21 protein-coding genes are annotated in these 25,997 nt (G+C 47.7%); 17 read left to right on the top strand and 4 right to left on the bottom strand.

The window, feature by feature from the left end:
• The first annotated feature begins 22 nt into the window (after positions 1-22).
• Both KNO61_RS04430 and KNO61_RS04425 read left to right on the top strand, forming a co-directional pair.
• On the top strand, positions 23-757 hold the full coding sequence (locus KNO61_RS04430; RefSeq protein WP_074037099.1) for a Bax inhibitor-1/YccA family protein: 735 nt from the start codon (positions 23-25) through the stop codon (positions 755-757).
• Between the two features lie 79 nt (positions 758-836).
• Positions 837-1,946, top strand: coding sequence for an NAD(P)/FAD-dependent oxidoreductase (locus tag KNO61_RS04425; protein ID WP_214688858.1), 1,110 nt, complete (start codon positions 837-839; stop codon positions 1,944-1,946).
• Positions 1,947-1,983: 37 nt separating this feature from the next.
• Here KNO61_RS04425 and KNO61_RS04420 read toward each other — a convergent pair whose 3' ends face one another.
• The gene (locus tag KNO61_RS04420) at positions 1,984-2,547 is read right to left on the bottom strand and encodes a TetR/AcrR family transcriptional regulator (protein ID WP_214684379.1); all 564 of its coding nucleotides are present in this window, start codon (positions 2,545-2,547) and stop codon (positions 1,984-1,986) included.
• A gap of 121 nt (positions 2,548-2,668) precedes the next feature.
• On the opposite strand from KNO61_RS04420, the gene KNO61_RS04415 reads away from it, so the two are divergent.
• From KNO61_RS04415 to KNO61_RS04390, 6 genes are all read left to right on the top strand, one after another.
• Complete coding sequence (locus tag KNO61_RS04415) at positions 2,669-3,541, top strand: ABC transporter ATP-binding protein (protein WP_214684377.1); 873 nt, start codon at positions 2,669-2,671, stop codon at positions 3,539-3,541.
• A 1-nt stretch (position 3,542) separates the two neighbouring features.
• Positions 3,543-4,364: an ABC transporter permease subunit gene (locus KNO61_RS04410; protein WP_214872675.1), complete on the top strand. Its 822-nt coding sequence runs from the start codon at positions 3,543-3,545 to the stop codon at positions 4,362-4,364.
• Between the two features lie 38 nt (positions 4,365-4,402).
• A complete protein-coding gene (locus KNO61_RS04405; RefSeq protein ID WP_078146830.1) occupies positions 4,403-5,215 on the top strand; it encodes an aldo/keto reductase in 813 nt (270 codons plus the stop codon).
• A gap of 116 nt (positions 5,216-5,331) precedes the next feature.
• Positions 5,332-6,084, top strand: a complete 753-nt coding sequence (locus tag KNO61_RS04400; protein ID WP_214872674.1) for a tryptophan-rich sensory protein — start codon at positions 5,332-5,334, stop codon at positions 6,082-6,084.
• 253 nt (positions 6,085-6,337) lie between these two features.
• Positions 6,338-10,777, top strand: a complete 4,440-nt coding sequence (gene gltB / locus KNO61_RS04395) for a glutamate synthase large subunit (RefSeq protein ID WP_214684373.1) — start codon at positions 6,338-6,340, stop codon at positions 10,775-10,777.
• A complete protein-coding gene (locus tag KNO61_RS04390; RefSeq protein ID WP_214688798.1) occupies positions 10,774-12,225 on the top strand; it encodes a glutamate synthase subunit beta in 1,452 nt (483 codons plus the stop codon). Before gltB ends, KNO61_RS04390 begins: the two co-directional genes overlap by 4 nt.
• 138 nt (positions 12,226-12,363) lie before the next feature.
• Here KNO61_RS04390 and KNO61_RS04385 read toward each other — a convergent pair whose 3' ends face one another.
• The 3 genes from KNO61_RS04385 to KNO61_RS04375 all read right to left on the bottom strand — a co-directional run bounded on the left by KNO61_RS04385 (position 12,364) and on the right by KNO61_RS04375 (position 15,067).
• Positions 12,364-13,683 (bottom strand): Na+/H+ antiporter family protein, encoded by a 1,320-nt coding sequence (locus KNO61_RS04385; protein WP_214731379.1) that lies wholly within the window; start codon positions 13,681-13,683, stop codon positions 12,364-12,366.
• Positions 13,684-13,826: 143 nt separating this feature from the next.
• On the bottom strand, positions 13,827-14,540 hold the full coding sequence (locus KNO61_RS04380; protein ID WP_012726206.1) for a YebC/PmpR family DNA-binding transcriptional regulator: 714 nt from the start codon (positions 14,538-14,540) through the stop codon (positions 13,827-13,829).
• An 80-nt stretch (positions 14,541-14,620) separates the two neighbouring features.
• Positions 14,621-15,067, bottom strand: a complete 447-nt coding sequence (locus KNO61_RS04375; protein ID WP_078146836.1) for a MarR family winged helix-turn-helix transcriptional regulator — start codon at positions 15,065-15,067, stop codon at positions 14,621-14,623.
• A gap of 387 nt (positions 15,068-15,454) precedes the next feature.
• Between KNO61_RS04375 and adhE the strand changes: the two genes are divergently transcribed.
• The 9 genes from adhE (at position 15,455) to pyrH (ending at position 25,993) form a co-directional block, all read left to right on the top strand.
• Positions 15,455-18,046: a bifunctional acetaldehyde-CoA/alcohol dehydrogenase gene (gene adhE, locus KNO61_RS04370; protein WP_078146837.1), complete on the top strand. Its 2,592-nt coding sequence runs from the start codon at positions 15,455-15,457 to the stop codon at positions 18,044-18,046.
• A gap of 180 nt (positions 18,047-18,226) precedes the next feature.
• Positions 18,227-19,411: a zinc-binding metallopeptidase family protein gene (locus KNO61_RS04365; protein ID WP_214872673.1), complete on the top strand. Its 1,185-nt coding sequence runs from the start codon at positions 18,227-18,229 to the stop codon at positions 19,409-19,411.
• An 84-nt stretch (positions 19,412-19,495) separates the two neighbouring features.
• Positions 19,496-20,410 carry an alpha/beta hydrolase gene (locus tag KNO61_RS04360; RefSeq protein WP_214872672.1) on the top strand — a complete coding sequence of 305 codons (915 nt, stop codon included), beginning with the start codon at positions 19,496-19,498 and terminating at the stop codon, positions 20,408-20,410.
• Positions 20,411-20,544: 134 nt separating this feature from the next.
• Complete coding sequence (locus KNO61_RS04355) at positions 20,545-21,288, top strand: DeoR/GlpR family DNA-binding transcription regulator (protein WP_078146840.1); 744 nt, start codon at positions 20,545-20,547, stop codon at positions 21,286-21,288.
• Positions 21,285-22,214 (top strand): 1-phosphofructokinase, encoded by a 930-nt coding sequence (pfkB, locus tag KNO61_RS04350; RefSeq protein ID WP_214872671.1) that lies wholly within the window; start codon positions 21,285-21,287, stop codon positions 22,212-22,214. The genes KNO61_RS04355 and pfkB overlap by 4 nt, the downstream gene beginning before the upstream one ends.
• The gene (locus tag KNO61_RS04345; protein ID WP_214872670.1) at positions 22,211-24,121 is read left to right on the top strand and encodes a PTS fructose transporter subunit IIABC; all 1,911 of its coding nucleotides are present in this window, start codon (positions 22,211-22,213) and stop codon (positions 24,119-24,121) included. Before pfkB ends, KNO61_RS04345 begins: the two co-directional genes overlap by 4 nt.
• A 141-nt stretch (positions 24,122-24,262) precedes the next feature.
• Entirely contained in the window at positions 24,263-24,784 is a 522-nt protein-coding gene (locus KNO61_RS04340; protein ID WP_012726215.1) for a GNAT family N-acetyltransferase, read from the top strand.
• Positions 24,785-24,834: 50 nt separating this feature from the next.
• A complete protein-coding gene (locus KNO61_RS04335) occupies positions 24,835-25,170 on the top strand; it encodes a hypothetical protein (RefSeq protein ID WP_214872669.1) in 336 nt (111 codons plus the stop codon).
• Positions 25,171-25,237: 67 nt separating this feature from the next.
• Positions 25,238-25,993, top strand: a complete 756-nt coding sequence (pyrH, locus tag KNO61_RS04330) for a UMP kinase (protein WP_214872667.1) — start codon at positions 25,238-25,240, stop codon at positions 25,991-25,993.
• Positions 25,994-25,997: the final 4 nt, after the last annotated feature.

Here is a 25,997-nt window from a genome sequence, read left to right as displayed (position 1 = left end):
ACCATAAAGGAGCTATTCAACGTTGAACTTAAAATCGAATCCATTACTTCGTAAATCAATGCAGTCCTCAGCTTACAGTGCCGAACCGATGACGAAAGCGGGAACATGGTCTAAAGTGTTCACCTTGCTTTTACTCGTGACAGCGGCAGCCGGTACGACATGGCTTGTCGTCCCGACGATTGGAGAAGGGCTCTTGTTCCCGCTCATGATCGGGTCACTCATCCTCGGCTTTATCTTTGCTTTGCTCATCACGTTTAAACCAAATACGGCTCCGATCGTCGCACCCCTATACGGGATTATCGAAGGTGTCTTCGTCGGATCGATTTCGTATTTCTTTGAAGCGATGGTCCCTGGTATTGTGGGACGTGCCGTATTAACGACGTTTGTCGTCGCCTTTGCGATGTGGTTTGTCTATACGACAGGGCTTGTCAAAGTGACACAGAAGTTTAAAGCCGGTGTCATGGCAGCCATGTTCACAGTCATGTTGTTATATCTTGTGCAACTCGTTATGAGTTTGTTCGGTTCAGGCTTGGCATTCATGACCGGTTCAAGCCCACTTGCGATCGGTGTTCAATTCGTGATTGTCATCGTCGCTTCACTCGCTCTCGTCTTAGATTTCGACTTCATCGCAAGTCAAGTCGAAGCTCGGGCTCCGAAACAGTTGGAATGGGTCGCGGCATTCGGATTAATCGTCACGCTCGTGTGGCTCTACATCGAGTTGTTAGATTTACTTTATCGTCTAGCGATGAGAGAATAATAATCAATCATCGATCCGTTGGGTCGATGATTTTTTTACGAAAGGATGTGTCCATCTGTCTGAGCAAGACAGATTTATGATGAAGAAAATAGTGATTATCGGGTCAGGGATCGTCGGTGTTTCGGCTGCCTATCATTTAGCTGGTAAAGCGGATGTAACGGTCATTGACCGGAAAGAAGAAGGAAGAGCAACGGATGCCGCGGCTGGAATCGTATGTCCGTGGATTGCGCAGCGACGCAACAAAGCTTGGTATGCACTGGCGAAAGGCGGAGCAAGCTATTATCCTAAGGTCGTCAAAGAGCTGGAGGCTGAAGGGGAGACGGACACCGGATACAAACGTGTCGGGACGCTTGCGCTCCATGAAGAAACAAAGCTCGACCAGATGATGGAGCGAACTTTGCTTCGTCGAGAAGAAGCGCCAGAAATCGGTGAACTCGAACGATTGACTGCAGCAGAGGCACAACATCGTTTCCCACCGTTATCCGATGAATACGATGCACTCTTCGTGACAGGAGGGGCTAGAGTCGACGGCGGTCGCTTTCGCGCTGCACTTGAGAGAGTCGCTATCAAGCGTGGCGTCACATTTGTCAACGGTTCAGCACGGTTGACGAGCGGAGATGAGATTGGTGTGGAGTGTGACGGAGTGAGATATGAAGCGGATGAAATCATCCTTGCGACGGGTGCTTGGTTACCGGAGCTGTTACAGCCTCTTGGATATACGGTACGAGTCGAAGGGGAAAAGGCCCAGCTCGTCCACGTCCAGTTGAAGGATACAGATGCATCTGACTGGCCGGTCGTCATGCCGCCACGACGCCGCTATTTACTCGGATTTGACGACGGGAAAGTGGTCATCGGTTCGACACATGAGAAAGGAAAAGCGTTCGACGTTCGTCCGACTGCAATCGGTGTACACGAAGTACTGACGAAAGGTTTGGAGTCGGCACCTGGACTTGCTGAGGCAGAACTCGTTGAGACGAAAGTCGGCTTCCGTCCGGTTACACCGAATTCAATTCCCGTACTCGGAAGGGTGCCTGGGGCAGAAAAACTGTTGGTCGCGAACGGTCTGGGATCATCCGGTTTGACGGTCGGCCCGTTCATCGGAAAAGTGTTGAGTGACCTCGTTCTGACAGGAGACGCGGGAGTGGATCTATCGCTCTATCCAATTGAAGACTTTATCTATCACACATAAAAAAGGTGACTGTCTGCTTGCTTGAGACAGTCACCTTTTACCGTTTCATGACCCCATTCAAAAAGAAATGAAAGTAGACGTCCATCGTTTCCTTCATATTCTCGATTGAAAACTGAGGATCGGACAGGATAGCCTGTTGCATGAATTGTACATAGCGTAAATAAGAAGAAGTGGATAACGTCGAATCGATTGACCCTTGGGCCTTCCCGTATTCAATCAACCGGGCGAAAGCAGTATATCCTCGAGTCGCAAGCTGTTCCCAGTTCGGGTCTTGTTGAATCATTGCTGTGATGGTCTCGTCAAAGAGAACCGCCGTCTGGATTTTTCGTTTTAGGATCTCGACGAGTAACGCATCGAAGGGAGCGTTCGACTCAATCGCCTGTTCAATCCAACTCATCTGCTCTTCTGTCATTTGCTTTAAGATTTCCACGATGACCTGGTCTTTTGAACCGAAGTAATTATAGATGGATACAGGGGATACATGCGCTCGTTTCGCTAGTTCACTGATTTTAAATCGGGATTGCTTCTCTGTCATCAAGTCATAAGCGGCACGTAAGATCGCTTGTTGTTTTTCTTCGGTGCGTTTCGCAAATCCATCCATTGATCGAAGCGCTCCTTTCTCTAGTTTTGTAATCAATATACCATTTCCATTTCAAAAAAGAACGTGATATACTAGTTTTGTAATCATATTGTTAAGATATTACAAAAAAGGAGGGGTCGAGATGATTCGGATTCAGCGATTGACGAAACGATTTGATGATACACATGGCATTTTTGATGTATCCCTTCATGTGACACCAGGAACAATCTTCGGATTCATCGGACCGAACGGCGCTGGGAAATCCACAACGATTCGACATTTGATGGGTCTGTTGAAGCCGAGTGAAGGCAAGGCGACTATCAACGGATTCGATTGTTGGCAGGAGACGGAGCAAGTGAAGCAGAGCGTCGGCTATTTGCCGGGAGAAATTAATTATCCCCAAAACATGACAGGGGAAGAAATCATTCGATTGACGCGCCATCTGCACAAAACGAATCCGGATCGTGAACGGCAATTACGTGAACGGTTTTCATTCGATGAGGCGACGAAAGTACGGAAGATGTCAAAAGGGATGAAGCAAAAGCTTGCTATCATCACCTGCTTCATGAAAGATGTGCCCGTCTATATTTTGGATGAACCGACGAGCGGATTAGACCCGCTCATGCAAGAGCGTCTAGTCGATTGGTTAATTGAAGAAAAGCAATTAGGGAAAGCGATTCTCATGAGTTCTCATCATTTCCCTGAGATGGAGCGGACGTGCGACCGTGCCGCGTTGATTAAAGATGGACGCATCATCATCGAAGAGGATATGGAACAATTACGACAACATAGCGTGAAACGGTATCGAATCGAATTTTCAACGGAAGCGGAAGCCGTTCGATTCGCGGCCGATTCTGGTGAACGGGACGGCATGCATGTCGAGGTCACCATCTCCACACCATCAGAGTTGAACCATCTCATTCGAACGTTGGCGGATTTCCAGATTCAATCATTGTCAAGCGGTACAGACGAGCTCGAACATTTGTTCATGCAGTATTACGGGGAGGCGACATGACATGTTAATTCGCTCCATGTTGAAACAGAATCGCAGTTGGATTCTTGGATATTCAATCGGGACCAGCGTATATCTCTTTTTCTTAGCCGCCATCTTCCCATCTATTCAAGAAACAGGCTTAATTGAGGCGAAATTAGAATCGTTGCCACCTGAGCTTCTCGACGTCTTCCAAATCAACGCGTCGATGGCGATGGACAACGTTCTCAATCTATTGTCGAGCAACTATTATGGGTTGATTTTCTACGTGCTCGCGGTTTTATTCGCATTGACTTTCGCCTCGAAACTCTTGGCCAAACCGGTCGATTCTGGAGAAATCATGTTGTATATGGCAGCACCGATTTCTCGGGTCACGTATGTGATGTCAAGCTTCGTTGTGTTGATTGTGGCAGTCGGGCTATTTGTCGGTCTGAATGGATTGAGTTTAATGGTAGCGGACCTTCTGTTCGATTTACAAATCGATTATGCGGTTCTGTGGATGCTTCAATTGAATGGGGCGCTCATGTTGCTCGTCCTAGGCGTGGCCGCTTATGTGATTGCGAGTCTATTCGATGATAGTAGTAAATCCTATATGGTGACGGGCGGGATATTCACGTTCTTTCTCGTGATGAATATCATCCAAGGAGTGAGCGATCAATTCGATTGGATGTCAAACCTCTCATTCTTCTCTCTCTTTGACGCAGGTGCCATCATGCGTGAGGAGTATTGGGGCATCCATTTCATCTGGTTACTCGGTCTCTTGACTATCTTTTCAGCACTCTCGTTCTTCCGATTCACCCGAAAAGATTTGACGATTCAGTTTTCCGAAATAAATTGTCGGGTATGATACAATCATCTCGTTAGAATGAAAAGGGGATGAATGAGATGCTTTACGCTACATTACGAAATAAGGTCGAAATTCCGATGATCGGCTTTGGGGTCTGGAAGGTCGATAATGAAACCGAGGCGCCAGCTGCTGTCGTTGAAGCGATCAAAACAGGCTATCGTCACATCGATACGGCTGCAATCTATAAAAATGAAGAGGGCGTTGCGAAGGGAATTCATCTCTCAGGTGTAGACCGCTCTGAATTGTTCATCACGTCGAAGATTTGGAATGATGACATTCGTGAAGGCAAAACGAAAGAGGCATTCGAAGACTCGTTAAAACGACTCCAGACAGATTATTTGGACCTTTGTCTGTTGCATTGGCCGGTTGATGGGTTCGTCGATGCGTGGAAAGATCTCATCGATTTATATGAAGCCGGAAAAATCAAAGCAATCGGTGTATCCAACTTTAAAGAACACCATTTAGAAACATTGAAAGAAGCCGGTCTGATGGCGCCACTCATCAATCAGGTTGAACTTCATCCACAACTCCCGCAACCTGATTTGTTGGATTACTGCCAAGATGAAGGGATTCAGATCGAGGCGTGGAGTCCACTCATGCAAGGTAAGTTTTTAGACATCCCTGCTTTTTCTGAAATTGCAGAAAAACATGGGAAGACACCGGCTCAGATTGTGCTCCGTTGGCACCTTGAATCCGGTCATGTCGCGCTACCGAAATCGGTGACACCACATCGAATCCGTGAGAACTTTGATGTTTTCGACTTCTCACTCGATGCGGACGATTTGGCGAAGATCGATCAAGTGGCGACAGGAGAACGTCTCGGACCAGATCCAGACGAAATCGACTTTTAATGGAGAAGGGGTTCGCATATGCGAGCCCCTTTGTACGTGTAGAGTCACATGGATGCGGGTATTTAATATTATGTTACAAAAGGAGGTGTTTGATCTTCATTTAGAAGATCGTGCTTATGGACTTATCAAAATGGCCGATTGTAAACTGGGTTGCTTTTTTAGCGACCGTCGTCATCAACTATTTCGCGAGCGGCGACAACGCGGCGGTTTCGGACCGCATCGATATCTACTTTAAGCCGGCAGGGTACGCCTTCTCGATTTGGGGTGTCATCTATGTCGCGTTACTTGTCTGGCTGGTGCTCCAGTTAAAGAAAGGGACGACGGCGAATCGTCAAGCCGAGCGGATGAAAGCCGGATTTTTAGTCTCTTGCGTGCTGAATGGTTTATGGCTATTGGCATTCACGAACGAATGGTTCGTCGTCTCACTTGTCATCATGGTGGTGTTCCTGGCTACGCTGTGCTGGTTGTATTATATCGCTTTTCGGACGTCTACGAGCTGGCTCGATCGGTTCCCGTTCTCCATCTACATCGGCTGGGTATCAGTTGCGACCATCGTCAACACGTTCGTTGTGATGAAGACGGAACAGATCACGTCGCTGTTAGGTCTTGATGAACTCGCCTGGACCTCTCTTATGCTGATGGTCGGTGTGATTCTTGCCCTTCTCTTTATGTGGTGGCATCATGATTTCATCTATCCACTCGTATTCGTCTGGGCATATATCGGAATCTTTGCGAGAATCGAAGAAGCCACACTCTATGTTGTGATTGTCAGCGCCCTCGCATTGCTTGCGATTGGGTATATCGGATTGATTTTGTGGAAACGTCCGAAATCGTTTTTACATCATCCGCGTAAAACAGTAGAACAATAATCAAGAAAAGGGTATCTTCAGGATATCCTTTTTTATGTTCTGAAGAACCTATAAATAAATAATATTTATGGATATTTATTCTTTATTGAACATAACTAAAAACGATAAATCCATTGATAACAGTCATGTATACGCTTTCAATATGACTAAATGAGATTTCTATTATGCAAAAATGCATGCAACTCACTTGATTTTTCAGAATATTTAGAACAAAATGTTAATTACGAAACTGTGAGTGAAAGGGGTCGATGATATGAGTCGAGTTGGTTTGTATGACTCAAAATTTGAGAAAGATGCGTGTGGGATTGGACTTTACGTCAATCTACATGGGCTAAAGAAACATGAAATCGTTCAAAAATCGCTCTCCATGTTATGTAATTTAGAGCACCGAGGAGGAGAAGGTGTCATCGATGCTGGTGATGGGGCGGGTATCATGACTGAGATTCCACACGAATTGTTTACGCAAACCATGAACCTTCCGTCACTCGGTCGTTACGCTGTCGGAATGGTTTTTTTTCAGCCGTCTGAGAATCAGCTTCACGAAAAGATCACGTTGATGGAACGGATGGCGGATGAACTGGATTGTTCGACGATCGAATGGCGCGAAGTACCTGTCGACCCGATGCAAATCGGGGAACATGCGCGGGTCACACAACCGGTCATCTATCAATGGTTTATCTCATGTCCATTCCTAGACGAGGATGCGAATGAACGCGTCTTCTATGAACTTCGTCGAAAAATCGAAAAAGTCGAATCATTACGCCTATATATCGCAAGCCTGTCAACGAGAACGGTCGTATATAAAGGGATGTTGACGCCAAATCAAATCGCCGCATTTTATTTGGACTTGCAATCTCCTCACTATAAAAGCACGTTCGGCATCGTCCATTCTCGTTTCTCGACGAATACGTTCCCTTCTTGGGAACGAGCACATCCGAACCGCATGATAGTCCATAACGGGGAAATCAATACGCTTCGTGGAAATATCGATGCGATGCGAGCACGGGAAGGGGTCACGTCAACAGACTTATTCGAAGACGTTCAACACTTGTTCCCTGTGCTTCAAGAGGATGGGAGCGACTCGTCCATGCTCGATAACGCTTTTGAATTCTTCACACGAACAGGTCGTTCGATCGCCCACACGGCGATGATGTTGATTCCTGAACCATTTGTCGAAGGAAAGATGGAACCGTTCAAGCGCGACTTCTATCAGTATCATTCATCCATCATGGAGCCGTGGGATGGACCGACTGGAGTCGTCTTCACAGATGGAAGGCAAATCGGAGCTATTTTAGATCGTAACGGCTTGCGTCCGATGCGTTATGTCGAAACATTGGACGGGGAATTGATTCTCTCCTCTGAAACAGGAGTCATTCCGGTTGACGCAGAGAACGTCAAATCCAAACAACGTCTAAGACCAGGACAGTTGTTGTTGATTGACTTGATTGAAAAGCGATTGATTCCTGATCATGAGATCAAAGAGACGATTGCGAAGTCAGAGCCTTATCACAAATGGCTTAAGCAGATGATGACCATTGAGGATCGAGAGGTCGTTGAAGAAGAACTACTTGAACTCGGACGTGTGCAACGTGCGTTTGGATATACGAAAGAAGACATTGAACAGTATATGGTTCCGTTAATCAAAGACGAAAAAGATCCAATCGGCTCGATGGGGCATGACCAACCAATTGCGGTGCTCTCGACGCGGCCCCGTTCCTTGTTCCATTATTTCAAACAACACTTCGCGCAAGTGACCAACCCGCCAATCGACGCGTTACGGGAGAAAATTGTCACGGCTACGTTTACTTGGATTGGTCCGCAAGGAAATCCGGTCCATACTGGACGAGGTCACGCGAAACGTGTGTGGTTGAATCATCCGATGATTGATGGGGCAACCCTCAAGCAACTTGCCGAGAAGCTCAAGCTCGAACGAGTCGATACGACGTTTACAAATGATTTAGAGGCGTCGCTTGAAGCCCTTTTGCAACAGGTCAGCCAGATTGTACGAAATGGTGCGAACGTGATCGTCCTATCTGACCGTCTCGTCAGTAATAAACGGATTGCGATGCCGTCTCTTCTCGTACTGAGTGCGATTCATCAACACTTGATTCGAGAGAACTTGCGCTCGAACTGTAGTCTCATTTGTGAGAGTGGTGAAGTTCGAGAAGTGCATCAGGCAGCGACCTTGATTGGGTATGGGGCAGATGCGGTATATCCTTACGTAGCCTATGCGACGATAAGAGATTTAGTCGAACGTAAACAAATTGCGCATTCATTTGAAGAGGCCATTCGCTCGTATCAAAAAGCAGTTGTCGAAGGCATCGTCAAAATCATGTCGAAAATGGGTATCTCGACCATTCAAAGCTACCGTGGGGCCCAAATTTTCGAAGCCGTCGGATTAGATTGCAATTTGATTGAGACGCATTTCAGGGGAACGACGTCCCAACTGTCTGGAATAGGATTTGAAGAACTTGAAAACGAAGCGAGAACACTCCATACGTCCGCCTATGCGACGAATCGTCCGCTCGAGGCGGGAAGTGATTTCCAATGGCGTGCAGACGGAGAAGAACATGCATTCAATCCGAAGACGATTCATTTGTTGCAACGTGCCTGTCGTGAGAATGAACGTAAATATTATGATGCTTATGTGAAGCTGCATGAATCATCAGGACAGTTCATTCGACAGTTGTTTGCATTTAAAACACAACGTCCTGTCCCGCTCGAAGAAGTAGAGCCAGTCACGTCGATCGTTCGCCGTTTTAAGACAGGCGCGATGTCATTTGGGTCCTTGTCGAAAGAGGCGCATGAAACGCTCGCTATCGCCATGAATCAGATCGGTGCGAAAAGTAACTCTGGAGAAGGCGGGGAAGACCGGGCCCGCTTCGTCCCGGATGAGTTTGGAAACGAACGCATCAGCCGCATCAAGCAAGTCGCGAGCGGACGATTCGGGGTGACGGCAGAATATCTTTACCATGCCGATGAAATTCAAATCAAGATGGCGCAAGGGGCAAAACCGGGTGAGGGTGGCCAACTTCCTGGAAATAAGGTGTACCCATGGGTCGCCGAAGTGCGTGGATCCGTTCCGGGGGTTGGACTCATCTCACCGCCTCCACATCACGATATATATTCGATTGAGGACTTGGCCCAACTCATCTTTGACTTAAAGCATGTGAATCCTAAGGCGAAAATCAGTGTGAAACTTGTCTCGAAGTCAGGCGTCGGGACGATTGCAGCCGGTGTCGCGAAAGCGAATGCCGATACGATTGTCATCAGTGGATATGATGGTGGAACCGGTGCTTCTCCAAAGACATCAATCAAGCACACAGGTCTTCCTTGGGAACTTGGACTCTTAGAGACGCATCAAACGCTCGCGTTGAACGGGTTACGGGGGAGAGTCACACTTGAGACGGATGGAAAGCTCATGACGGGGCGAGACATCGTCCTAGCTGCCATCTTCGGGGCGGAAGAGTTTGCGTTTGCGACAGCGCCACTCGTCGTCCTTGGATGTATTATGATGCGTGCATGCCATTTAGATACGTGTCCGGTCGGTGTGGCGACACAGGACCCTGTGCTTCGTCAGAAATTTATGGGGAAACCAGAACACGTCGTCAACCTGATGACGTTCTTGGCAGAAGAAGTACGAGAAATTTTAGCATCACTCGGTGTGACATCATTAGACGACGTGATTGGTCGAACGGATCTTCTCGAAGAAAGTGAATGGAAGACGAAACATCCGAAAGCAAAACGGTTAGATTTAGCACCGATGCTCTCGATGCCGACACCACTTCCTGAGCGTGAAGAAGTCGCTCACCCGGCATACCGTTCCTATGATCACCGAAAATTGATTCCGGCAGTCTCACGGTCAATCAACTCGTTGCAACCGACCTTCTTCGTTGGTCGCATCCGAAACACCGATCGCGCCGTCGGGACGCAGTTGGGGTTTGAAGTGACGAAAGTTCACGGTCAGGTCGGTTTAGCGGATGATACCATTTCGCTTCGCCTCAGTGGATCAGCCGGACAAAGCCTAGGAGCATTTTTACCACGAGGGATCACCATTTCCGTCATCGGGGATGCCAACGATTATATCGGGAAAGGCTTGAGCGGTGGGAAATTAGCATTGATCTCTGAAAAACATGCACCGTTTGATGAAAGTAAACAAATGATTGCCGGAAACGTCTGCTTGTACGGAGCGACGAGCGGACAAGCTTTCTTTAACGGTCACGTCGGCGAGCGTTTTGCCGTTCGAAATTCCGGGGCGACGGCAGTCGTCGAAGGAGTCGGCGATCATGGATGTGAGTATATGACCGGGGGAACGGTTCTCGTCCTCGGTGATGTCGGACGGAACTTTGCAGCCGGCATGTCAGGTGGCGTCGCATATCTTTATGGGGATCAAGCGTACGATCGACTCGTCAACGAGGAGCTCGTCTCCGTCGTAAAAGAATTGAACGATGAAGATATGGAACAAATTTATGCACTTCTCGAAGCGCATCAGTTTCATACAGACAGTGTTAAAGCACGGACTATTTTAGAGTCGTTCGAACAAGCTCGCTCTCACTTTGTAAAGGTCGTTCCTCGAGATTATGCGAATGTATTGGACGTTATGCGTCAAATCGAGGCGAATCGACCGGAATTGAGCGAAGCGGACCGAGCACTTGAATTGTTCCGGGTTGTGACTGAGGGGGGTAACGCATGAAACATAACTTTTTAAACATCGCACGGTCCACATTACCTGAGCGTCTTGTGGATGAGCGAGTGAAGGATTATGAAGAATATGCGACACGAATGGATGACGAATCGGTCAAACAGCAGGCTGCACGTTGTATGGACTGTGGCACTCCATTCTGTCATGTCGGGGATATGATTGGACAAGAGACGATTGGGTGCCCGATTCACAACTATATCCCGGAGTGGAACAAGCTTGTGACCAAATCGGACTGGATGGGAGCGTATCACCGATTGATGGAGACAAATAACTTCCCGGAGTTTACGGGTCGAGTTTGTCCCGCACCGTGTGAGGGGTCTTGTACACTCGGAATCAGTGAAGATCCGGTTGCGATCAAATCGATTGAACGAACCATCATCGATCGAGCGTTTGAAGAAGGTTGGGTGAAACCAAGGCCGGTTCATCGAAGAAGTGGGATGACAGTCGCCATCATTGGAAGTGGGCCGGCTGGATTGGCGGCTGCCGACCAACTGAACCAGCTCGGACATTCGGTCACCATCATCGAGAAGGCTGATGAACCGGGAGGGCTACTCATGTACGGAATCCCGAACATGAAACTGGATAAGGATGTCGTGAGACGTCGCATTCGGTTGCTCGAACAAGAGGGAATTGTCATCCAGACGAACATTGAGGTCGGTACGGATGTGACAGTGGAGGCGCTTCGGAACCAATACGATGCGGTGATTTTCGCGACAGGCGCTCAGAAACAGCGCACGCTCGGGATTGACGGGGATGATGCACGTGGTGTTGAAATGGCGATGGATTATTTGACGGCATCGATGTACGAGCGAAAAGGAACGACCCGATCACCAGAACATGACGCCAAAGACAAAAATGTCATCGTCATCGGGGGTGGAGATACAGGAGCCGACTGTGTGGCGACAGCAATCCGTCAAGGTGCAAAATCAGTCGTTCAGTTTGGGAAGCACCCGTCAAAAGGGTTGCTTCGTGCACCAGAGAAACCTTGGCCACTTCAACCGGACACGCTTACGACGGATTATGCGTATGCGGAATCACTCGCGATCTATGAGAAAGACCCGAGAACGTATTTGATTCGCTCCAACCAAATCGTCACGAAAGAAGGACGTGTCACAGGGATTGAAACGGAACGGATGACGAAAGTCGTCAACCCGGATGGTCAGGCAACCTTCTTCGTAGAGGAAGATTCAATAGAGACGTATCCGGCGGACCTCGTCCTCGTCGCCATTGGATTTGAACGACCAGAGCACGAGTTGCGGAAAATCGGTGTCGAGAAGACGATAGACTTCCAGACGGCAACGGAAAACATCTTTGTCGCGGGGGATGCCAAGCGAGGCCAAAGCCTGATTGTATGGGCGATTCGGGAAGGACGAGAAGTAGCAGAGGTCGTCGATGCGTATCTCGATACTTGCAAGACCGAATTAAAAACCTCATCATAAAAAGGAGCGACAGCCGTCGCTCCTTATCTTTTGTTTAGGAGGAGTTTTATGTTCACGGAAATCCTCATGTATACGGGAATCTGGTTTATTCTCATCCTCATTTTATTAGGAACCATTTATTCACGACGGAAAAAATGATCAAAGCACCATCGCGGCAATCACACCAAAGATGATGAGTGGAATATTGTAGTGTAAGAACGTTGGCCAAACCGTTTCACGTAGGTGATCGTGTTGACCGTCAGCGTTCAATCCACTCGTAGGTCCGAGTGTCGAGTCACTCGCTGGGCTACCTGCGTCCCCAAGCGCTCCTGCAGTCCCGATGATGGCGATGGTCGCCTCGACTGAGAACCCGTATTGTACACAGAGCGGGACGAAAATCGCAGCAATGATTGGAACGGTCGAGAAACTTGAACCGATTCCGAGCGTGATGACAAGGCCGACGAGCAACATGACTAGAGCGGCAATGAGTTTAGAGTCACCCATCAAATCGCTCGCTCCGTTGACGAGCGGTTCGATCGCACCTGTCTCGCGGATGACGGCAGCGAATCCACTTGCGGCGATCATGACAAACCCGATGAATGCCATCATGCGCATGCCGCTTGTGAAGATATCATCTGCCTCAGACCATGGAATCAGGCGGAAGATTGAAAGCAAGATCAAACCAGTCACCGCAGAGGCGATCATCGACTCGGTCTGCAATTGAACGATGAGGACGATGAGAACGACAGCGAGTGTCATGATCATCTTCAAACCACTCATTTGACGTACTTCATAATCAGTTGGTCCGAGTGCAATCGTGTCATACGTTCTCGGTTTCCGGTAGTGAATGAACGCCGCTATCAATCCGACGACCATCCCTAATGCCGGGATACCCATGATCGAGATGATGTTGACGTCTCCGACAGTCAAGCCGTTTGCTTCAACGTTTGCGATGAGAATCTCATTCAAGTAAATCCCACCAAACCCGACAGGTAACAACATATATGGTGTCACAAGACCGAACGTCAAAATGATCGCTACGAGACGACGGTCTACATTCAACTCATTGAACAGTACGAGTAACGGCGGAATCACAATCGGGATAAAGGCGATGTGTATCGGAAGCACGTTTTGAGAGCTGATGGATAACAATAAGATGAGTGACAACAGGAATGCTTTGACGTACATCACACGCTTGCCTGACACGTCACGACCTGACATCGCAATCAATTTTTCAGCTAAGACATCCGGAAGCCCCGTCTTCGATAACCCGACAGCGAATGCGCCGAGGAGCGCGTAGCTGAGTGCGATGCTCGCTCCACCACCAAGACCGTCACTGAAGGCGGTCAACGTATCGTTGAACCCAAGTCCTCCAACAAGCCCTCCGACAAGCGCCGCTAAGATTAATGATAATACAATGTGCACTCGGCTGATGGCGAGCGCAAATAAGACGATGACTGCAAGTAATACTGCGTTCATATCGATCCAACACCTTTCGCGTTTTCTTTCTCTTGGTATCACTTTAATATGATAAAGACTTTTTGAAATTTAACATATGATGTGACCCTTGTCAAATCGAATATGAAAAAAAGCGATAACTCGTGAAAGTTATCGCTTACGTGTTACATTTCGACGTTATGATACACTTGGCGCACATCTTCCAAGTCTTCGAGCACATCGATTAGTTTTTCAAACTGTTCTTGCGAAGCGTCATCGAGTGACACTTCGTTCTGCGGGAGCATCGTCAATTCCGCAACGGCAAACTCTTCTACACCGGCAGCCTTGAATGCAGTTTGAACGGCGTGGAACGCTTCTGGCTCTGCATAGACGATGACCGTCTCGTCTTCCTCGATAACATCACGCACATCAAGGTCATGTTCCATCATGAGTTCGAGGACGTCATCTGCCGACATTTCATTGACACCGATGACGGCAGTTGCATCGAACATATATGCGACCGAGCCACTGACTCCCATGTTGCCTCCGTTTTTACCGAAAGCGGCACGAACTTCTGAAGCCGTACGGTTGACGTTATTCGTCAATGTATCGACGATGACCATCGAACCATTCGGACCAAACCCTTCATATCGAAGTTCATCGAAATTTTCCTCATCGCCACCTTTGGCTTTGTCGATGGCACGATCGATGATCGCCCGGGGCACGTTATACGTCTTCGCACGTTCCACAACGAATTTTAATGACTGGTTCAACTCAGGATCAGGTTCCCCTTGACGAGCGGCCACATAAATCTCGCGACCGAACTTCGCATAGACGCGACTCGTGTTCGCATCTTTTGACGCCTTCTTCTCTTTAATGTTGTTCCATTTACGACCCATTACATGTCATCTCTCTTTCCATTTGTACGTAGATTCATTACAGATTATATAAGAAGTTGTGGGAATTGACGAGAAAAGTTTTACTTGTCACCTTTGTCCATCTTCTCGACAATCTCTGTAAGTGTCTTCAAACTCTCAATGAGTCGGTCAGTTTCGTCCTCATTCAAAAAGGCGAGACGTTCCTCGAATAGTCTACGGAATGAGTCTCTGCGCTCAAGTAAGATTCGTTCACCTTCCTCGGTCAGTTGATTCCAAATCACGCGGCGATCCCGCTCGTCTGGCACCCGCGTGATATACCCCTCGTTCAATAATTTCGTGATGAGCGGGGTAACGTTCGGTGGCGCGATGGAGAGTGTCTCGCTGATTCGTCCATTCGTGACAGCCCCCTCGTCCTCAATCAACATCAATAGATGGAAATGAGAGAAGTTCAGGTTTAGAATTTGAGGAAAATCAGATCGACGTAACAATTTACGACGAATTAAAGGAATCAGTTTGACAAACTGGTCCGCTGCATCTTGTTTCGGCATAATAGATTCACTTCCTAGTTAGGTTCTATTTTCATTATACACGAGTTAGGTGCAGTTGAACCTAAAAACGGGTTGATGTGATGATTGATACATCATAGTAGAGATTGAATCGACACAAAATATGTAAGCGTTTACATTGAAGGTTTGATATATTTTCATGAAAACGAATTCGATTTTACTGAGGACGCATACAAAAATCAAGAGCTATCAATAACAGATAAAAAAATATTGTGAAAGAGTTCACATTCTTGTCACCCACAAAACCTGAAAAACATTGTATTCTATGAATGTGAAGGAAAGCACAATCTCTAAAAACAGTCATCACAATGTGCTTCCATCAAGTCAATATGTTCATAAAAAGCTCTCACTTATGAGGAGGAACCTAACATGGCAGTCAAAGAGAAAGCAAAAGTGGAAACAACGGCAGAACAAATGGTGGACACGCTCGTAGCAAGTGCGCATAAGGCACTCGATACGTTGATGACGTTCGACCAAGAGAAAATTGATCACATCGTACAGGCGATGGCGCTTGCGGGACTCGAGCAACACGTCACACTCGCGAAATTAGCACATACAGAAACAGGTCGCGGTGTTTTTGAAGACAAGATGATCAAAAATATCTTCGCGACAGAATATATCTATAACTCACTCCGTGGTGAGAAAACGGTAGGCGTCCTTGAAGATGACGTTCAAAACGGAATCACATACATCGCGGAACCAGTCGGTGTCGTCGCTGGGGTCACACCGGTCACAAACCCAACATCGACAACGATGTTCAAAGCGATCATCGCCATCAAGACACGTAACCCGATTATCTTCGCGTTCCATCCATCAGCGCAACAATGTTCAAGCGAAGCGGCTCGTGTCCTCCGTGACGCAGCAGTGGCGGCAGGTGCTCCTGAAAACTTGATTCAATGGGTTGAAGTTCCGTCACTCGATGCGACGAAAGCGCTCATGAACCACCCTGGTGTAGCGATGGTCCTTGCGACGGGTGGGGCAGCGATGGTCAAATCGGCTTACTCGACTGGTAAACCAGCACTCGGTGTCGGACCTGGTAACGTACCAGCCTATATCGATAAGACTGCGAAAGTGAAACGTGCCATCTCAGACGTCATCCTTTCAAAAACGTTCGACAACGGAATGATCTGTGCGTCTGAACAAGCGATCATCGTCGATCAAGAAGTATATGAAGAAGTGAAAGCAGAGATGACGGCACTAGGTTGCTACTTCTGCTCACCAGAAGAAAAAGCAAAACTTGAAACACTCGTCATTCGAACAGATACATGTGCGGTCAACCCTGAAATCGTCGGGAAGCCGGCAGCATGGATCGCTGAACAGGCAGGTCTCAAAGTACCAGCGGACACGAAGATCTTGATTGCAGAGCTTGAAACAGTTGGCGCAACGGAACTTCTCTCTCACGAAAAATTAAGCCCGGTTCTCGGTGCGTATAAAGTTCAATCACGTGAAGAAGGATTCGCAATCGCTGAAAAAATGCTCGAGATTGGTGGTCTCGGTCATACGGCTGTCATCCACTCAACAGATGACGATGCCATCCTTGAGTTCGGTCTCCGTATGAAAGCTTGCCGCATCATCGTCAACTCACCTTCAGCACACGGTGGAATCGGTGACCTTTATAACGAAATGACACCATCCCTTACGCTCGGTTGTGGGTCTTACGGTAAAAACTCCGTCTCAGAAAACGTGACGGCGAAACATCTACTCAACGTGAAAAAGGTGGCGAGACGTCGCGTGAATATGCAATGGTTCAAAGTACCTGAAAAAATCTATTTCGAGAAAAACTCAGTACAATATCTTCAATCGCTCACAACGAAAAAACGGGCGATGATCGTCACGGATGAAATGATGGTCAAACTCGGATTCGCTGACAAAGTCATCAAAAACTTGCCGGCTGGTGTCGAGTACCGCATCTTCGACCAAGTCGAACCGGATCCATCTGTTGAAACGGTCATGAACGGTGCCGAAGCAATGCGTCACTTCCAACCAGACATGATCATCGCACTTGGTGGTGGTTCACCGATGGATGCTGCGAAAGGCATGTGGCTCTTCTACGAACGTCCAGAAGAGAAGTTCTCGAATCTACGCCAGAAATTTATGGATATTCGCAAACGGACATATAAGTTCCCGACACTCGGTAACAAGTCAATGTTTATCGCCATCCCGACAACGTCTGGTACAGGTTCTGAAGTGACACCGTTCACTGTCATCACAGATAAAAAACGTAACGTGAAATATCCGATTGCTGACTATGCGATCACACCAGACGTCGCCATCGTCGACCCTGAGTTCGTCATGACCGTTCCAGCTTCAATCACGGCTGATACAGGAATGGACGTCATGACACACGCAATCGAAGCATATGTTTCCGTCATGGCGAATGATTACACAGACGGACTTTGCCTCCGCGCCATCAAGATGATCTTCGACTACCTACCAAAAGCGTATGAAAACGGTAGCGATGCGGAAGCTCGTCAGAAAGTACACAACGCTTCAACGATGGCGGGTATGGCGTTTGCGAACGCATTCCTCGGTATCAACCACTCGATCGCTCACAAAATCGGTGGAGAGTTCCACGTCCCACACGGTCGTACGAACGCGATTCTCATGCCACACGTCATCCGTTACAACGCGACACGCCCATCGAAACTTGCGGCGTTCCCGAAATATGAGTCATTCATCGCAGACGAACGTTATGCAGAAATCGCGCGTTACCTCGGACTTCCAGCAAGCACGACAGCTGAAGGTGTCGAGTCACTCGTCCAAGCGATCATCGAGCTCGGTCAACGCTTGAACATCAAACTTTCGTTCAAGGCGCAAGGCATCAAGAAAGCAGAACTCGATGCGAAGATCGACAAGATGGCAGTCGACGCATTCGAAGACCAATGTACGACGGCCAACCCGAAAATGCCGCTCGTTGAAGAATTGAAAGAGATCATGTACGCAGCATACGAAGGCGTATAAGCTTCAAAATTTACAAGGGGCCCGTTCAACTCGAACGGGCTTTTCTTGTGGTCGGAATATGACATTCAGTTTCTAAAATTATATTTAAATTTATAAAAAATTGAATAGTCAGACCATAAATAGCTGTATATAATAAAAAATGGTATACATAGCAATTTATTGATGAATGGAGATCGTGTCATGATCATTGTGTTTAGTTTGTTGCGTTCAATCGCGACAGTTGTTCTTTTCTTCAATCCAATTTATTCGACGCCGCTCGAGACCGCGGAATATATTTCATCAGTTGATCGAAATGCGGATAGTTGGGAGAGTGCCGACTTTTTTGAATCATTCGGAACCGAGTTACCTATCGACATGGATCGAAACCTCCTTTACACAGAACGGATAACCGGCTGGACTGAGATTGAAGTGGGGGACGAAACGTATGAGGGGTTTTCATCGATGACGTTTGATCAACCGTTCAAAGGTACGATTCTACATATGACGTGGGGACAAGACATTCCGGATGTGAAAGAAAAAGTGGTCGTCTTACCGACAACAAAGTTTTCATATGACAACATCGAGGATGCGTATACCGTCGATTACGCAGGTGAGGTTTTGAATGACCAGGAAGCGAACGCGTACTTGTCAGAGCTCGTATCTGCAGGAGCTGCAGGATACCTGATCACCCCTTATGAAGACGACCCATATGAGACGGGTTTCGTTTTCACGTCATCCTATATGAAGTTAGATGGTACAGGGGTAGACTTGGATACGGCTGAACAACTGAAGGATGGGGAAATGATTCGAGTCAAACCTTATCGTGAAGAGATCCCATATGTCGAGTTTGTCCAACAAGGAAAATCGGAACGGGAGATCATTCTCATGTCACGACTCGATTCTTCCTGGCACGGAGCCCATTATTTGTCTGCCGTCGGTCCGTCTACGGTCTTATATCATCTGATGCAGGTGATGAACGAGGAAATGCCAGACTATACGATTCGATATGTCTTTTTGAATGGAAACGGCGACTCTAGAGAAGCGAGTGACGATTTCCTTGAACGGCTAGGGGAGCAAAAAGAAAAAGTGGAAACGGTCGTCATGCTCGATATTCTTGGGACTGGTGATGGTCCACTATACGTTCGGACGAAAGGGATGAAATCCTATCCAGTACTAGAACGGGCGCCATTCGCTGAACTAGAAGTACGTTCGTTAGCAAGTTCACCGGGTGACGCTTACGATGAAGCAGGAATCCCTTATTTGATGTTGAGTGATTCATTAGAAGGAAGTTGGCATGTGTTCACGGAGAAAGATACGTTCGAACGGCTGTCGGAAGATGGAGTAACGGGTGCGGTCGATTGGATGCACAATTGGCTAACTGACTGACCTAATCATTGTCGCTGTCTGAGAAGACGGCGACATATTTTTTTAGATGTCGGTTTCGGGTATGATAGTAATGGAGGCGATACGATGAAACAAGAGATGACAATTACGACAACATATGGAACGATTGCAGGAACTTTTCTTTCCCATGAGGAGCCTCGGACGACGATTGTCATGTTGAGCGGAAGTGGGCCGAGTGACCGTGACGGCAATATGGGTGGTGTCGGATTTAACACGTATGCCAAGCTGGCAGAAGCGTTGTATGACCATGGATATAACGTGTTCCGATATGACAAACAAGGAATCGGGAAGTCAGATGGAGACTTCAACAAAGTCGGATTACATGACTTGATTAACGATGCGATTCTTGTCGTACGCACCATTCGACAATTGGCCGATGTGAATCGCTTATATCTACTTGGTCATAGTGAAGGGGCCGTCCTTGCTCCTGCCGTTCAACTTGAGACAAAGGCGGATGGACTGATCTTACTTTCCGGTTTCCATGAATCGTCCAAGCAGATGTTCTTATACCAAGCAGATGCACTCGCTAAAGACATCGAACATGTGAAGGGAATAAAAGGTCTCTTCTATCAGTTGACGGGCGTTGCCAAAAAGGTCAGACAACGACAGGACGATTTGTTAGAGCGCTCTTTACGGACAAACGTCTCGTCTTTCAAATATCGAGGTCAAGTCGTAAATGCGAAATGGATTCGAGAACATGCATCCTATGACGTCCGAGAGCGGTTGGAGCATGTTACCGTCTCGGTTCTTGCGATTACGGGGGGACGTGATGTCCAAGTCCCACCCGAACACGTCCATATGATTCAAACAAAAGGGGAGGTCACCTCTTCGATCATCGATGATATGAATCATCTGCTCGTGAAACGGGAGTCACCCCATTCGCTTCTCACGTTGCATAAAGAGTATCGAGAAGCGATCGATGCGCCGATTCATCCAAAACTCGTTCAAGAATTGGATGAATGGTTAAAAAAACAGTCATAAACTCGAAAACGGTCATATATTGACCGTTTTTTATGTTATAATTGTGACGAATTGAATGAAACTGAAGGTTTTTGAATGATTTTAGTTGTTTTTATAATGAAAACGCTTTATATTAGACGTATGGAGGGAACAAGATGTTAACGAAACAACGACATCAGTTGATTTTGCAACGCTTATCTGAACAGAAGGTCGTCAAATTAAAAGAATTGGTTGATTTAACGGATTCATCCGAGTCGACGATTCGTCGAGATTTGACGGACCTTGAAGCGGAAGGGTATCTGGCAAGGGTTCACGGAGGCGCAACGCTCATTGCGACTCCAGATGAGGAACCGACATTTGAAGAAAAGCGAGACCGGTTCGTAGATGAAAAAGTTGCGATTGCACGGAAGGCCGCAACGTTCATCGAAGACGGGATGTCGATTTATTTAGATGCCGGTACAACCACTCAGGCGATGGTTCCGTTTTTAGAAGGGAAAAAGATTGTTGTCGTCACAAACAGTCTACCGATTGCGAATGAATTATTTGATCTTGATATTAAGACGTTTGTGATTGGCGGAGAATTAAAGCGTTCCACCCAGGCATTGGTTGGGTATAATGCACGCGAGAGCATGATGAATTATCGTGTCGACCTCGCCTTTCTCGGAATGAATGGAATCGACCTTGAAGCGGGTTACACGACCCCGGACCCAGAAGAAGCGCTTGTCAAAAAAACGGCAATCGAATTGGCACAAACCTCGTTCGTACTCGCGGACGCATCGAAGATCGGGAAACGAACGTTCAGCCGAGTCGCGACGTTAGATGCCGCACAGTTGATCACATCAAGCAGTGAGTCAATGAGTTCCATCCAAACAATCACAAAGGTGGTGAATGCGAAATGATTTACACGTTAACACTCAACCCTTCTATTGATTACTACGTAACATTACCTGAAGTACATCTAGGAGAAGTGAACCGAATCGAAGAGACGACGGAGCGCGCAGGCGGTAAAGGAATCAACGTCTCCATCGTTCTTCGGGAATATGCACAAGAGACGAAGGCGTTTGGTTTCATCGGTGGGACGACCGGTGACTTCATTAAAAAGTCACTCGTCGACCACGGTGTACACACCGATTTCGTAGAGGTGAATGGGAACACCCGGATCAATGTCAAGATTCGGGCGAAAGAGGAAACAGAACTGAATGCGAGCGGACCGAATATCACAGAGCGCGAGCTCGAACTGTTGACGGCCAAGTTCGATCAAGTTCAAGAAGGCGATATTGTCGTCCTCGCGGGTAGTATCCCGAGCAACCTACCAGACTCGCTATATCGGACCATTGCTGAATCGATTCGCGAAAAAGGTGCCGACTTTGTCGTCGATACAACGAAAGATGCCATGCTCGAGGTGCTCGCCCTCGAACCACTCATGATCAAACCGAACCACCATGAATTAGGTGAATTGTTTGATACCGAGATCGAAACGTTTGAAGAAGCTCTTCCATATGCCGAACAGCTCGTCAAACGCGGGGCGAAAAACGTCATCATCTCCTTTGCGGGAGACGGGGCACTACTTGTTAACAAGGACGGAGCCGTCACAGCGAACACACCGGTCGGGAAACTCGTGAACTCGGTTGGTGCAGGAGATTCACTCGTTGCCGGATTTGTCGCGAATGTGAAAGAAAAAGGTGAACAAGAAGCATTTCGATACGCGGTCACGACAGGAAGCGCATCTGCTTATACGTTCGGCCTATGTTCAAAACAAGAGATCGATCGATTGATCGATCAAGTACAACTCACGCCACTGAAACGAATGGAGGAAACAACATGAAAATCACGGACTTGCTCCAACGCGACACGATTCAATTGAATCTACGCGCGAGTTCTAAGCGTGAGGTCATCGAAGAACTTGTCGATGTCCTCGATCGCGCTGGTAAACTATCCGACCGCAACGGTTATCGCGATGCGATTCTAAAACGTGAAAGCGAGAGCACGACCGGCCTCGGAGAAGGGATTGCCATTCCTCATGCGAAAACGAGTGCGGTCAAAACGCCAGCAATCGCATTCGGTCGCTCGGAAGGCGTCGACTACGAAGCGTTAGACGGACAACCGAGCCGCCTCTTCTTTATGATTGCGGCAGGAGAAAATGCGAATAATGAACACCTTGAAACACTCTCTAAACTTTCAGTTTACTTGATGGACCCTGCATTCCAAGAGCGTCTCTATGCAGCCACTTCTGAAAGCGATGTCATTCGTGCCATCGAAGAAAAAGAAGCGGCAGAAGCGAAGCCGGAAGTCGTCAAACTGACGAATGAAGATGCACCGTTCATTTTAGCGGTCACGGCTTGCCCGACAGGAATCGCTCATACGTATATGGCAGCAGATAGCTTGAAGCAAAAAGCGGAAGCGATGGGAGTCGATATTAAAGTCGAAACGAACGGATCGACTGGTGTAAAAAATGAATTGACACGTGCGGATATCGACCGGGCGACAGCGATCATCGTCGCAGCGGACAAGGCTGTTGAAATGGATCGTTTCGCTGGTAAGCGAGTCATCGAAGTTCCGGTCGCACAAGGGATTCGGAAACCTGAAGAACTCATCAATCGTGCGGTGAAACAAGATGCGCCGGTATATGAGGCTTCGAAAACATCAGGTGGTGCTTCGAAAGAACAACGTACAGGCGTGTACAAGCACTTGATGAGCGGTGTATCTGCGATGCTTCCACTCGTTGTCGCAGGTGGACTCTTGATTGCCATCAGCTTCTTCTGGGGCATCAACTCTGCTAACCCGGATGACCCGTCTTACAATGAATTTGCAGCACAGTTGATGACGATAGGTGGAGCTGCATTCGGCTTCCTCGTTCCGATTCTCGCCGGTTTCATCGCGATGTCGATTGCCGATCGCCCAGGTCTCGCACCAGGTCTCGTGGCAGGGGTACTTGCAAGTCAAGGGAACGCCGGATTCCTCGGTGGTCTCATCGCCGGTTTCTTGGCCGGTTATGTCGTCCTTTTCTTGAAAAAGGCACTCGCGAAGTTGCCTGCTTCACTTGAAGGAATCAAGCCAGTCCTCTTGTATCCGTTACTCGGCTCGTTCATCTCCGGGATGGTCATGTTACTCGTCGTCAACGAACCGATCGCAGCACTTATGACATGGTTGATGGATACGTTGAACAGCATGAGTGGCGCGAACGCTATCCTTTTAGGAGTCATCGTCGGTGGGATGATGGCAGTCGATATGGGTGGTCCGATCAACAAGACAGCGTACGTCTTCGGTACGGCAGCACTTACAGCGGGTAACCAAGAAGTCATGGCAGCCGTCATGGCTGGAGGGATGGTACCACCACTCCTCGTCGCACTCGCATCAACAGTCTTCGCTCGTCAAAAGTTCTCGAAACAAGAGCGCGAAGCAGGAAAAACTGCTTATATTATGGGAGCCTCGTTCATCACGGAAGCGGCAATCCCATTCGCGGCTGCGGACCCGATTCGCGTTCTTCCATCAGCGATTCTCGGATCTGCCATTGCAGGAGGATTATCCGCATTCTTCACGATTCAATTACCAGCGCCACACGGTGGGATCTTCGTCTTCCCACTTCTTGAAGGAGCTGGAAACGTCGCTGTGAGTATGGGTCTCTATGCACTCGCCATCTTGGCAGGTGCGGTGGTCGGAGCATTGCTCCTCTCGTTCTTGAAAAAACCGTTAACAACATCGACACCAGTCCAATCTAAAGAAGTTGCATAACGTAAGAAGAGACGTCGCCTTTATCCAGAGGTGACGTCTTTATTGTTGTCGATGTCTGTGCAAAATTCACATAATCTCGGATTGCAAGTTGGGGATTTGTGGTAAACTATTTGTAAAGCTTCGGGTGAGGAGGGGGTCACATTGGACATTCGGGTCGCCAAACCAGATGATGTGTATGGGATTGCGAGAGTGCGTGTGAACGGGTGGCGTACGACCTATCGGGGGATCGTACCGACTGAGTATTTGCTAAAAGTATCATCCGGCTCCATCGAATGGGCAGAACGCTTGCGGACCGCCCTTCGTCGGCAAGAAGTAGCCGGCTTTGTGGCGATTGTCGAGGACGAGATTGTGGGCTTTGTTCTTTACGGAGAAGAGCGGACAGGAGAGTATCCAGACCACACGAATGAAGTGTATGCTATTTATATTTTAGAGAACCATCAAGGGAACGGAATCGGGTCCGCTCTCCTTGAGCATGCCGTGCAATCGATGTGTGAGGCAGGACTCTTGATCTGGGCGCTTGAGATGAATCCGTTCCGCACGTTTTATGAACGAAAACAAGGGCAGGTCATCGACCAGAAAGATCGAGAGTTTGGTGAATTGATGCTCCGCGAAGTGGCGTACGGTTGGGAAACGACCCGTCACGACTCCATCATGGGAGCCTGAGCTTAGAGACTGTAGAATGTTCTACGGTCTTTTTTTGTTGAGTGAAATGGATGCTAAATAAAAAAGGGATCCTCTACTATTCAATGGCTCATCTACATCAATTCGAACGTCCAGATCAGTATGAACCGTATCTGTTAAAGGCAATTGCAGAGTACCCAGAATTTCCTCGTTACCATCTTAATCTTGGACGGTACTATATCTCAAACGAGAATATCGAAAAGGGAAAGCTGTATATAAAAGAAGGCTTACTTAGAGTAAAAGAGTGTTTCAATGAAGCATCGCCTCTAGAATTTGAAATTTCTTTATATACGTTTATCGATGAAGAAATCGGTGGACTTTATATGTTCGATGAGTTTTACAAGAAATATAAAGAAATGTCCTTATGAATCAATTAAAAATAGTGTTGTTCCATTATATAAACTCTTCTATACTGAATTGAACAAAAAATTCCAAATGAAGGGTTGGGAGACATTGAAGCACCGAAAAATTTGTATCAAGTTAAGTGGAGCCGCTCTAGCTGGTGATGGAACGGATAACTTTGACGAAATGAGCCTCAGCCTGATTGCAGAAGAAATATTATCACTCGCAAATAGCGGGGTTGAAGTGTGTGTCATGGTCGGCGGGGGAAATCTCTTTCGCGGGAATCAAGCAGAAGCGTGGGGGATCAATCGAGTGGAGGCTGACAGTATCGGAACGCTCGGGACAGTCATGAACTCATTGATGCTACGTGGAATCTTGAAACGAGATACGACTCGAGAAGTGCGCGTCATGACATCGATTCCAATGCCGAGCGTAGCCGAACCGTACATTCAACTTCGAGCCATCAATCATTTGAAAAAAGGATATATCGTCATTTTTGCAGGCGGTAACGGTCAACCGTTCGTTTCTTCAGACTATCCTGCTGTTCAGCGTGCCATCGAAGTGGGATGTGATGCCTTGTTCGTGGCAAAGAACGGTGTCTCCGGCGTATATGACCGCGATCCTCGTTTGGATTCGGACGCTCGTCAATTTGAAACTCTTCACTATAACGATGTCATTTCGAATGATTTGAAAGTGATGGATCAATCGGCATTGCTTCTCGCGAGAGATCACGGTTTGCCGATTCACTTGTTCGACTTCAAGGAGCGGAACGCCATTCATCGTATTCTCGAAGGAGAGAGCATTGGAACGATGATTCATCACCATGAAACGCAGCTCTTGCAGAATTGAGGAG

It is taken from the genome of Exiguobacterium sp. s140 (assembly GCF_018617035.1).
GTDB lineage: Bacteria > Bacillota > Bacilli > Exiguobacteriales > Exiguobacteriaceae > Exiguobacterium > Exiguobacterium profundum.
This window is presented reverse-complemented; position numbering and strand designations above follow the sequence as displayed.

Excerpts from the sequence above, each read along its gene's own strand:
- KNO61_RS04375 (WP_078146836.1), bottom strand. The coding sequence starts at position 15,067 with ATGCCGAAACAAGATGCAGCGGACCAGTTTGTCAAACTGATTCCTTTA.
- KNO61_RS04355 (WP_078146840.1), top strand. The coding sequence starts at position 20,545 with ATGTTAACGAAACAACGACATCAGTTGATTTTGCAACGCTTATCTGAA.
- KNO61_RS04365 (WP_214872673.1), top strand. The coding sequence starts at position 18,227 with ATGATCATTGTGTTTAGTTTGTTGCGTTCAATCGCGACAGTTGTTCTT.
- pyrH (WP_214872667.1), top strand. The coding sequence starts at position 25,238 with ATGAAGGGTTGGGAGACATTGAAGCACCGAAAAATTTGTATCAAGTTA.
- KNO61_RS04385 (WP_214731379.1), bottom strand. The coding sequence starts at position 13,683 with ATGAACGCAGTATTACTTGCAGTCATCGTCTTATTTGCGCTCGCCATC.
- KNO61_RS04380 (WP_012726206.1), bottom strand. The coding sequence starts at position 14,540 with ATGGGTCGTAAATGGAACAACATTAAAGAGAAGAAGGCGTCAAAAGAT.
- KNO61_RS04425 (WP_214688858.1), top strand. The coding sequence starts at position 837 with ATGAAGAAAATAGTGATTATCGGGTCAGGGATCGTCGGTGTTTCGGCT.
- KNO61_RS04390 (WP_214688798.1), top strand. The coding sequence starts at position 10,774 with ATGAAACATAACTTTTTAAACATCGCACGGTCCACATTACCTGAGCGT.
- KNO61_RS04405 (WP_078146830.1), top strand. The coding sequence starts at position 4,403 with ATGCTTTACGCTACATTACGAAATAAGGTCGAAATTCCGATGATCGGC.
- KNO61_RS04420 (WP_214684379.1), bottom strand. The coding sequence starts at position 2,547 with ATGGATGGATTTGCGAAACGCACCGAAGAAAAACAACAAGCGATCTTA.
- KNO61_RS04360 (WP_214872672.1), top strand. The coding sequence starts at position 19,496 with ATGAAACAAGAGATGACAATTACGACAACATATGGAACGATTGCAGGA.
- pfkB (WP_214872671.1), top strand. The coding sequence starts at position 21,285 with ATGATTTACACGTTAACACTCAACCCTTCTATTGATTACTACGTAACA.
- KNO61_RS04400 (WP_214872674.1), top strand. The coding sequence starts at position 5,332 with ATGGACTTATCAAAATGGCCGATTGTAAACTGGGTTGCTTTTTTAGCG.
- KNO61_RS04345 (WP_214872670.1), top strand. The coding sequence starts at position 22,211 with ATGAAAATCACGGACTTGCTCCAACGCGACACGATTCAATTGAATCTA.
- KNO61_RS04410 (WP_214872675.1), top strand. The coding sequence starts at position 3,543 with ATGTTAATTCGCTCCATGTTGAAACAGAATCGCAGTTGGATTCTTGGA.
- gltB (WP_214684373.1), top strand. The coding sequence starts at position 6,338 with ATGAGTCGAGTTGGTTTGTATGACTCAAAATTTGAGAAAGATGCGTGT.
- adhE (WP_078146837.1), top strand. The coding sequence starts at position 15,455 with ATGGCAGTCAAAGAGAAAGCAAAAGTGGAAACAACGGCAGAACAAATG.
- KNO61_RS04335 (WP_214872669.1), top strand. The coding sequence starts at position 24,835 with ATGCTAAATAAAAAAGGGATCCTCTACTATTCAATGGCTCATCTACAT.
- KNO61_RS04415 (WP_214684377.1), top strand. The coding sequence starts at position 2,669 with ATGATTCGGATTCAGCGATTGACGAAACGATTTGATGATACACATGGC.